Below are 7,191 nucleotides of genomic sequence, written 5' to 3'. Positions count from 1 at the left end.
TCAAACGCCACCTCACCAACACCATCTACCCAGCCCTGCTCAACGACCACCACCGACTACAAACCACAACTTGACATAGAAGCTTCATTCGGGACCTCCGAGGTCCCGAATGAGTCATTCGCGGCGTTCGGGCCGGGGCTCAGAAGTCGAAGCCGCCCCCGTCGAAGCCGCCGCCGTCGAACCCGCCTCCGTCGAAGCCGCCGCCGCCCCAGTCGCCGCCGCCGTCTCCGCCCCAGTCGCCTCCGCCGTCGCCACCCATGTCACCGCCGCCGTCGCCGCCCATGTCACCGGACTCGAGCGCGTCCTGCTGGCCCGCGTCGTAGCCGGACTCCCAGGCCGAAGCGCTCGCGATGCCGCTCATGCCGGAGAACATCGCGCTGAACAGGAACATCGAGCCCAGGCCCCAGGCACCGGCGACGAGCGCGGGCTTCCACCACGGCTCGCTGTACCAGCCCTGCGGCACCGGACGGCCCGCGACGCGGCCGCCGGGGTAGTAGTACGGCGTGTCCTGGCCGGCTTCGGGCGAAGCGGCGTAGTGCTGGCCCTCGACGTCGACCTCGCGGCGCTCGGTGACCTTGCCGGCGCGCTCGCGCTCGGCCTCCTCCGGCAGCTGCGGGCCGGGGTCCATGCCCATCGCGACCCGCGCGGCGCGGACGTAGTAGAGGCCTTCGACCGCGGTGTCCTTCACCAGCCGGGCCTGCTCGATCGTGCGGGCCTGCTCCAGCTGCGAGCCGGCGGCGTTGTAGCGCTCGCTCGCGTCGGCCATCGCCTGCATCGACGCGGTGTCGTTGCCATTGAGGTTGAGCACCTGGCCGCCGAGCCGCTCGACCAGGCGCCGGGCGTCGGCCTTGGCGTCGTCCAGCTCCCGCTGCCGGGCCGCGGCGCGCTGCCGCGAGAAATAGAGGCCGCCACCGACGATCACGACGACGAGCACGATCAAGAAGATCGCGGTGCCCATGGACCACTCCTGGAAGTTCGGGGCTCGGTGACGGGTGGTCACCGTTGAAACGGACAACGCGGACGCTACGCGGTGGGTTCCCGGTGCGTGACCGGGCCCACCGCGAGCGCTGGCCGAAGAAACTAGAACACGTTATAGTTCGGCTATGAAGTTCACCCTGTCGATCGCGATGAACCCCCTCGATCAGCTGGGCGAGCTCGCCCGGGCCGCCGAAGAGGCCGGCTTCGCCTCCATTGCCCTGCCCGACTCGCTCATCTACGCCGAAACGGTGGACACGGACTACCCGTACACCCCCGACGGCAGCCGGTTCTGGACCGCGGAGACACCTTGGGTGGACCCGCTCGTCGCGACCGCGTCCATGGGCGCGGTGACCAGCCGGATCCACTTCTACACGTCGGTGCTGAAGCTCGGCTCGCGCAACCCGGTGCTGCTGGCCCGCCAGGTCGGTTCGGCGAGCGTGCTCACCGGCGGCCGGTTCGGCCTCGGGCTCGGCGTCGGCTGGCTGCCCCAGGAGTTCGAGTACTGCGGCGTGCCGTTCGAGCGGCGCGGCAAGCGCGTCGACGAAGCCATCGACGTGCTGCGGCTGATCCTCGGCGGCGGGATGGTCGAGTACCACGGCGAGTTCTACGACTTCGACAAGATCCAGATGAGCCCCGCGCCGCCGAGCCGGGTGCCGTTCTACATCGGCGGCCACACCGAGGTCGCGCTGAAGCGCGCCGCCCGGGTCGCCGACGGCTGGTCGTCGGCGATGATGAAGCTCGACGACCTCCGCTCGACCATCGCCCGGCTGAAGGAGCTGCTCGCCGAGCAGGGCCGCGCCGACGACCCGTTCGAGTACCAGGCGGTCTGCATCGACGCCTTCGGGCTGGACGGCTACCACGCGCAGGCCGAAGCCGGCGTCACGGACGTGATCACCATGCCCTGGGTGTTCGACGGCGTCGGGTTCGACGCGCCGGTCGAGCCGAAGCTCGAAGCGATCCGCAAGTTCGGGGCCGAAATCATCGCGAAGTTCGAGGAGTGACTCCCATGGGCGTGCAGGTCAGCTGGGACACCGATGCGGAGCAACCGCCCGCACGGCGGGCGGCGTACGCGTCGATGACCGCGGTGACGGCGGGGGACAAGGAGGGCTGGCTGGCCCTGTTCGCCCCGGACGCGGTGGTCGAGGACCCGGTCGGCCCGTCGTTCTTCGACGAGGCGGGCAAGGGCCACCACGGCCGCGAGGGGATCAGCGCGTTCTGGGACAAGACGATCGCCAACGTCGAGCGCTTCGAGTTCACCATCCGCGACTCCCACGCGGGCGGCGACGAGGTGGCCAACGTCGGCACCATCACGACGTTCCTGCCCGGCGGCTACCGTGTCGACACCGACGGGGTCTTCGTCTACCGCGTCGGCGACGACGGCTTGATCCGCTCGGTCCGGGCGTTCTGGGAGACCGACCGCGCGATGGCGACGGCCCGCCAGGTCTGACCCCTACCTCTGCGAAGGCCACTCCGGGATGACCCGGGGTGGCCTTCGTCGTGCGCGTGATCGACACATACCGCAACCGCCTCGTTGCGGAAAGAGCGCATTCTGGCGATTGTTTGCTCAACCGTGCTACTTTTTGCTCATGCAAGCAAAAACGTTCACCGAGAACGCCCGGCGGGCGCAGATCGTCCGCGCGGCGATCGAGACCATCGGTGAACTGGGGTATGCGAAGGCTTCGTTCGGGCAGATCGCGAAACGCGCCGGGCTGAGCAGCACCGGCATGATCTCCTACCACTTCGACGGCAAGGCGGACCTGATCGCCGAGGTCGTCCGGGACGTGCTGGCCACGAGCCTCGCCTACATGCGGGAGCGGATCGACGCGGTGCGGGGGCCGGCGGCGGAGCTGCGGGCCTACATCGAGTCGAACCTGGCGTTCATCGCCGAGCACCCGGTCGAAATCACCGCGCTGCTCGAGAGCCTGCGGCACGGCGGCGGTGTCGCCGCAGGCAACGACGACTGGTACCACGGCGCCGTCGACATCCTGGAATCCTGCCTGCGCGAGGGCCAGCGCTCCGGCGACTTCGGCCGGTTCGACCCGCGCGTCATGGCCATCACCGTCCGCCAGGCGATCGACGGCATCCACACCGAACTGATCCGGCGTCCCGGCACCGACGCCGACGCCTACGCCGCCGAGCTCGTCGCCATCGTCGAACGGGCCACCGCGCCCGGCTGAACTGGGGAAACCATGGCCACCTCGAACACCTCCGGGCGCGTGCTGCGGCCGGTCATCGCCCTGCTCTACCTGAACCTGCTGATCAGCGTCGCGTTCGCGGTGCTCACCTTCCTGCACAAGGACGGGATCCTCGACTACCAGGTGCTGCACTGGGAGTCGACCGGCCAGGCCGACCCGGCCGACCGCGCCGGCACGCGCGCGTCGCTGGAGAGCGTGCTGTGGATCCGCCCGGTGTCGGTGCTGGTCATCGCGATCGTCTACGTCCGGCTGGCGGGCCGGCTCAAGCTCGGCCGCCGCAGCACCTACGTCCGGCTGATGGTGATCACCGTGCTGGGGCTGGCCGGGCTGGTGTACCTCGTCGTCGCGGCCGAGTTCCCGAACTGGATGCGGGCCGGGCAGGTGGGGCAGGCGGTGGTCCTGCTCGTGCTGTTCCTGCTGCTGTGCACGAAGAGCGTCCGCGGGTACTTCTCGAAGCAGGGCCGGGTTCCGCAGAAGGTGTGAACCCGAACCGGATTTCCGTTCACATTGTGTTTCCCGGACATTGTTCAACGACTCCGGAAAAGATTCAGGTTTCGCGGAAGTAAACGTTACCCGGTCGCTCCGATCACCCGAATGCCCGATCGTCGGAGCGGCGGCTCCGACCCTGAGTGGAGCGCGGGTTCGTGCAGCTTCCGCCCGGTGTCCGGGGTGCTGGTACCCGCTTTGGTGGATCCGGACGAATCGGACATCTCTGGGCGGGGAAACCCCGTTGTGGCTCGTTGCGGCACGTAGGGGCAGGTGGTAGCTTCTGATCGTTATCTCCTCGCGGTGAACCGGGCGATCAGGGCAGTAATCGTCCAACGGGAAGCGCGGGGATCTGGGGTCTGGGGAAAGGTTGTCCGATGAACGTTTACCGCGGTCCTTCATAAGGGACGCCGAATAACACTTCGCCGACGGCTCGTGCGCGAGTCGACGGGACTTTTGTCATCACCAGGCACTCGTTGGGGAGCGGTGGGCCCGGTCGATCGACCGTCAAGCATTGCGTGTGCGGCGGCAATTGCCCGCCGCGTGCGCGGCTGCGCTGGTGATTCGCGAAAAAAGCCGTGTTCGGCCCGTCTGGGGCGGCCGCAACGCGGAGCGTGGATCAGCCGAACCCAACAGGCAACGAATTCCTGGGGGAAGTACCTGTCATGCTCATCGAACGTGATTTCGAAACGGCGACGCTGAGCCAGATGCTCACCGACGCCCACTCCGGGGCCGGCGGCGTCGCCCTGGTCCTCGGCCCGGTCGCCAGCGGCAAGACCGCGCTGCTGGAGACCTTCGGCCGGCAGGCCGCCGGCACCGGCGCGGTCGTGCTGTCGGCGTCCGGTGCCCGGTCCGAAACCGCCGTCGGCCTCGGCGTCGTTTCGCAGCTGGTCCACACGCCGGGCGTCCGCGCGGACATCGCGGACCAGGTGTCGGCGTACGTGGAGGACGCCGAGGCCGACGCGACGCTGCTGGACAGCCGGTTCCTGCACCGCCTCTCCAGCGCGGTGATCGGCTGGTCGGCCGAGAGCCCGCTGGTCGTCTGCGTCGACGACGCCCACCACGCCGATCCCGCGTCCCTGCAGTTCCTGCAGCACATGGCCCGGCGGATCCGCCCCGCCCGGGTGCTCGTGCTGCTCGCCGAGCGGGCCGACCCGGGTGAGCGGCGCCCGGTCCGTCACGTCGACCTGATGCGGCGGCCGCACTGCCGCCAGCTGCGGCTGGCCCCGTTGTCCCGCAACGGCGTCGGCGTCCTGCTGGCCGGCAAGCTCGACGAGGGCAAGGCCCACGCACTGGCCGCGCAGTGCTTCGCGGTCAGCGGCGGCAACCCGCTGCTGGCCACGGCGCTGGTGCACGACACCCGCGCGGCCGGCACGGGCGAGGTCGTCGCGGGCGCCGCCTACCGGCACGCCGTGCTCAGCTGCCTGCACTCCAGCGAACCGCGGGCCCTCGAACTCGCCCGGGCGCTGGCCGTCCTCGGCGACGACGAGCAGTCGCAGATCGCGCTGGCCGGCGGCATGGTCTCCTTCGCGCCGGCCACCACCGAGCCGGTGCGCCGGGCGCTGGAGTCGGCCGGCGTGCTCGACGGGCACCGGTTCCGGCACCCCGAAGCCCGCGTCGCGGTGCTCGAGGAGCTGGACCCCGGGGTCCGGGCCGCCCTGCACGGCCAGGCCGCCCGCCTGCTGTTCGACCAGGGCGCCCGGCCGACCGCCATCGCCGCCCACGTGGTGGCGGCGAACCTGGACGAGCCGTGGACCGAGCACCTGCTGTCCGAGGCGTCGGAGGCGGCGCTGCTCGAGGACGACGTCGAGCTGGCCCGCGCGTGCGTCGCGATGGCCAGCCGCTGCTGCACCGACGACCGCGACCGGGCGATCGCGAAGGCGTCGCTGGCCGACATCGAATGGCGGACCACCCCGGCGAAGGCGATGCGCCGGCTACCGGAGCTGGTGCACGCGACCCGCGCCGGGTACCTGCCGGGCATCCGGGTCGTCGGCATCTTCGAGTTCCTGCTCTGGTTCGGCCGGGTCGACGAAGCCGTGGAGATCTCGAAGGCGTTCGGGGACCTGGTCGACTGCCGGGACCGCCGGACCCGCGGCGAGCTGCTGACGCTCGACGCGTGGCTGGCCAGCTCGGTGCCGGGGATGCGGCACCTGATCGGGCCGATGCTCGCCTCGATCACCGACGAAACGCCGTCCCCGCAGCTCGGGCTCTCGGTGAACTCGCAGCAGAAGGCGATCGACGCGCTGACCAGCGCGGTCCGCGAAGGCCCGTCGGAGGCCGCCGTGCTCGACGCCGAGCAGGTGCTCGAAGGCACCCGGATGACCGACATCACCCTCCGGCACCTGGTGTTCGCGGCGACGGTACTGGTCTACGCCGAGCGCCTCGGCAAGGCCGCGACCTGGGCGGATCACCTGATGGCGCAGGCCGCCGGCCGCCCGGCGCCGACCTGGCAGGCGTCGCTGGCGGAGCTGCGCGCGGAGGTCGCGCTGCGGCAGGGCGACCTGCCGCTCGCCGCCCGCGACGCCAAGATCGCGCTGACGAAGATGACCCCGGAGGCGTGGGGCATCGGGGTGGGCGCGCCGCTGGCGACCCTGCTGGCCGCGCTGACCGAGATGGGGCGGTTCGACGAAGCGGCCGAGCTGCTCAACCAGCCGGTGCCGGACGCGCTCGGCGAGACCCGGTTCGGCCTGCACTACCTGCACGCGCGCGGCCACTACTACCTCGCGACCGGCCGGCTGCCGACGGCGCTGAACGACTTCCTCGCCTGCGGGGAGCAGATGGCCCGGTGGGACCTGGACCAGCCGTCGCTCGTGCCGTGGCGCTCCAGCGCCGCGGAGGTCCACCTGAAGCTGGGTGACCGCGAGAAGGCCCGTCAGCTCGCCGAGGAGCAGGCGGCGAAGCTCGGCCCGGACTGCGGCGACCGCACCCGCGGCATCACGCTGCGGACCCTGGCGCTGGTGGCCGACCCCGCGCGGCGGCCGAAGCTGATACAGGAAGCGGTGGACGTGCTCGAGAAGTCCGGCGCCAAGCTGGAACTGGCCCGCACGCTCGCCGAGCTGAGCCGGGCGGGCGGCGACCCGGCCACGGCGCGCACGGCCGCCCGGGACGCCCGGGTGCTGGCCAAGGAATGCGGCGCGGAGCTGCTGCGGAAGACGTTCCTCGACGGCGGGGACGACGACGTGGTGGTCTCCCTCCGCGGCCGGGTCGCCCCGGCCGACGTCAAGCTGCTGACCGACGCCGAGCAGCGGGTCGGCTGGCTCGCCGCGCGCGGCCACACCAACCGGGAGATCGCCAGCCAGCTCTACATCACGGTCAGCACGGTGGAACAGCACCTGACCCGCGTATACCGCAAGCTGAGCGTCAGCCGGCGCCGCGACCTGGCGTCGGAGCCGCAGCTGCGGGTGCCGGAGCAGCAGGAGCGCCTGCCGGGCGTGCCCCGGCCGCCGGTGGCGGTCAACCACCGGGCGCCGGCCCCGCCGGTGCGCCGTCCACTGAGGCCGGTGCCGCCGGTCCGCTGACGGACGTAACAGGA

Annotated in this window: 6 protein-coding genes; 5 read left to right on the top strand and 1 reads right to left on the bottom strand. The window is 71.1% G+C overall.

The window, feature by feature from the left end; translation table 11 throughout:
• Positions 1–139: 139 nt before the first annotated feature.
• Positions 140–958, bottom strand: a complete 819-nt coding sequence (locus ACWDN5_RS18950) for a hypothetical protein (protein ID WP_449677224.1) — start codon at positions 956–958, stop codon at positions 140–142.
• Between the two features lie 145 nt (positions 959–1,103).
• Here ACWDN5_RS18950 and ACWDN5_RS18945 point away from each other — a divergent pair, with 145 nt between their 5' ends.
• The 5 genes from ACWDN5_RS18945 (at position 1,104) to ACWDN5_RS18925 (ending at position 7,177) form a co-directional block, all read left to right on the top strand.
• A complete protein-coding gene (locus tag ACWDN5_RS18945) occupies positions 1,104–1,979 on the top strand; it encodes an LLM class F420-dependent oxidoreductase (RefSeq protein ID WP_449677223.1) in 876 nt (291 codons plus the stop codon).
• Between the two features lie 5 nt (positions 1,980–1,984).
• Positions 1,985–2,425 carry a nuclear transport factor 2 family protein gene (locus ACWDN5_RS18940; protein ID WP_310972147.1) on the top strand — a complete coding sequence of 147 codons (441 nt, stop codon included), beginning with the start codon at positions 1,985–1,987 and terminating at the stop codon, positions 2,423–2,425.
• Between the two features lie 139 nt (positions 2,426–2,564).
• Positions 2,565–3,155: a TetR/AcrR family transcriptional regulator gene (locus ACWDN5_RS18935; protein WP_310972148.1), complete on the top strand. Its 591-nt coding sequence runs from the start codon at positions 2,565–2,567 to the stop codon at positions 3,153–3,155.
• A gap of 12 nt (positions 3,156–3,167) precedes the next feature.
• Complete coding sequence (locus tag ACWDN5_RS18930; protein WP_310972149.1) at positions 3,168–3,656, top strand: hypothetical protein; 489 nt, start codon at positions 3,168–3,170, stop codon at positions 3,654–3,656.
• Positions 3,657–4,324: 668 nt separating this feature from the next.
• Complete coding sequence (locus ACWDN5_RS18925) at positions 4,325–7,177, top strand: AAA family ATPase (RefSeq protein ID WP_449677222.1); 2,853 nt, start codon at positions 4,325–4,327, stop codon at positions 7,175–7,177.
• Positions 7,178–7,191 lie beyond the last annotated feature (14 nt).

It is taken from the genome of Amycolatopsis sp. NPDC003731 (assembly GCF_053586895.1).
Note: the sequence above shows the minus strand (reverse complement) of the source record. Positions and strands in the feature narration are given on the sequence as shown.